Raw genomic sequence first — 1514 nt, forward strand, 5'->3', positions numbered from 1 at the left:
AACGGCGAAGCAAGCGAACCGCAGAATTCACTCTCAAACATTACGCCAAGCGTCGTTAGCGCTTATCTAAAAGGCGAGCTAAAAGAGTGCGAAAACAGCGTTTTTAGCGACATTTGCGTTTTTACGGACGGCAAATTTACTCCCGTGACGAGGAAGAATTTTAACGAGCTTTTGGAGTTTGCTTTTAAAAATTTATGCGCGGGCCAAAGCGTTAAATTTAAAGATATTAGCGGCGAATTTGAAGCGTCAAATTTCACCGAACTAAACGAAAATTTTAATCTTTTAATGCCGACAAACCTTAAAAATTTACCCAAAATTTTTATCGCAAACGAAGCCGAGCAAGTAGCTCTAGCAAGCTACGAAAAGCCTGCCGTTACGCTAAAAACTACAGCGATCTACCGCGGCAATCACCCAAGCTCGCCAAGATTTTTTGATGTCTGCGCAGCTAGAGACATTTTCATCTACGCGCTTTGCGACAAGTTTTTTAAAGCGGGCGTAAATTTTATCGCGCTAAAGGCGCAAAAGCCGCCGTTTAAGGCCGTGGTGCTTGAAAACGGATACATTTTTAGCGGCTCTAGGATTTATTATTCGCGTGAAAATTTGAACCGGATGGAGGGCGCCGCGGATAAAAATCTAGCCGCTTTTAATCTCGCAAAAAAAGAATTTGACGCAGAGGGCGGGATAGCTAGGATATTTTTAAGCATGTTTAAAGACGATGAAGTTAAAATTTACCCCAAATTTGATGATTTTAACGTCTTAAATTTCGCCTTGCCTGCGAACTTTGAGGAGCTTTACGCGCAGATAAAGCGCGAGGAGGGCGGCGAGAGATTGCTTCAAAATTACAGTGAAAACTTTAGCCTGCCGCGCGGTGAGCTTGGCGTACAAAACGGCTTTTTCGGGCTATTTTGTATGGCTGGAGCACTGCTTGGATTTGATAGCGATGCGCAAAAAGCGGGCGAGATTTTACTGCAAAACGCGAGCGATTTTAACGGCGCAAAAGGGCCTAGGCTCGATTTTAAAATGCTAAACAAAACGCATTTTGACGTCGCTAAATTTGCCAGAAGCGGCATGAGCTTTAGGCTCGCAGGCGTCGATGCTAGGCTGCTTAGCTACGGATACGCCGAGTCGCTGTCGTATTTTTTGAGCAATTTTTCAGACTCGCTAAAGCAGGATTTTGGCGTGCAAAACGCGCTGCTTTGCGGCTCGCTTTTTGAAAACAAAACGCTTGCAAATTTGACGTTAAAGCATCTAAAAATAGGTTTAAACGCCAAATTTAGCAAAGAGTTTTTGATTGAAGAGATGTTTTAAATATGAAATTTCAGGCCTGGTTCAAGGTGTGGGTTTTCGCCCTTTCGTTTATAATCTAGCACTTAAATTCGGCCTTGCGGGCGAAATTTATAACGACGATGAGGGCGTGAAGCTAACGCTTTGCGGTCCAAACGAGCAGATAGAAAAATTTGAAAAAGCGCTGCATGAGGAGCTGCCAAGCCTTGCTCGCATCGACGAGATGAGAA

General features: G+C 43.9%; 1 protein-coding gene and 1 pseudogene. Both read left to right on the forward strand.

The window, feature by feature from the left end:
- A pseudogene (locus Q0546_RS09275) lies at positions 1–1308 on the forward strand (hypothetical protein); the annotation flags it as partial.
- The coding region (locus Q0546_RS09280; RefSeq protein ID WP_298792445.1) for an acylphosphatase at positions 1292–1514 on the forward strand (223 nt) is incomplete at its 3' end. The pseudogene Q0546_RS09275 and the gene Q0546_RS09280, both read left to right, overlap by 17 nt.

Origin of the sequence: uncultured Campylobacter sp. (assembly GCF_937997465.1) — a bacterium.
In the GTDB taxonomy this organism is placed as follows: Bacteria; Campylobacterota; Campylobacteria; order Campylobacterales; family Campylobacteraceae; genus Campylobacter_A.